The organism is Phormidium sp. CCY1219, from assembly GCF_055795085.1.
The window spans coordinates 1-1,046 of record NZ_JAYFEQ010000850.1 but is presented as its reverse complement, the minus strand read 5'-3'; the positions used below and the strand labels follow the sequence as shown (position 1 = coordinate 1,046).

Annotated in this window: 1 protein-coding gene; it reads left to right on the top strand. The window is 43.7% G+C overall.

The features are described 5' to 3' along the window. Window positions 1–144: 144 nt before the first annotated feature. On the top strand, window positions 145–1,046 hold a 902-nt coding region (locus AC0QH1_RS27120; protein WP_324634583.1), incomplete at its 3' end, for a metal-dependent hydrolase.

Here is a 1,046-nt window from a genome sequence, read left to right as displayed (position 1 = left end):
CAACCAAAAGGATATTCAGGTGTTTGGAGGTTTGGCTTTTATGATCCTTATGAGCCTTCGCCAATTGGGTCAAATTAAAGGCGCCCGAAAACGTTTAGGTCAGTGATAAATTCTTGTAAACTTATTTTAAATGAAGTATTTATTATGATGTCTATCACTCATGCGGCACTAAGTTCTGCTATCGTTCCGGTTCTTTTGTCCAGTTCAGATCCAATGGTTTTAGGTCTGGCAATCGTAGGGTCTCAACTTCCAGATATCGATACTACAACCAGTCTAATCGGTCAAATTTGCTATCCGATTTCAAGCCAGTTAGAAAAACGGTTTCCGCACAGAAGCGCGACTCATTCCTTTGTTGCGATTGCAGCCGTTGCAGTTGCTTGGTGGTGGCCGTGCCAGTGGCTAAAGTTATCTAATTCGGAATGGTTAGCGTTGTGGTTGGGGATGTTCGTTTCAATCGTTAGCGACACCTTCACAGTGAAGGGCGCACAAATATTTTGGCCTAATCCGGTGTGGTGCTATAGCGGGTCAAGCTGGGATAAGAAAAGATTAAAAACGGGTGGAATTGGCGAGATGTGGATACTGGCGATTGCAGTATCGATTGCATCGTTTTTATTGATTTCGCAACCCTTTTCTATCCAAGGAACAAATTTGGTGCAATTTGCTGGAACTCAGATTGGGATTAAAGATGCGGTATTTTCCCAATATAACCAGTTTGCCAGTACACACATTGTATATGCACAAATTGAAGGCGTACACGCGCAAACACGCGATCGCATGGATGGAAAATATTGGACACTTGGACAAGAGGGCGGGGAATTTATTTTAAGCCTATCTGGAGATATTTATCGCACTGGAACGAGCGGACAAATTATTATTGATTCAATCAAGTTTGATAAAGGGGAAGAAAATCAGATTCAGATTGAAGCGATCGCCTTTGACGATGAACCAATCGAGGAACGATTGGAAAAATTGCGATCGCAATTCCCAGACGCGGCAATTTTCCTCAGCGGCACCGTCGCGGTGGACTTCCCCGAAGACCTCAAACC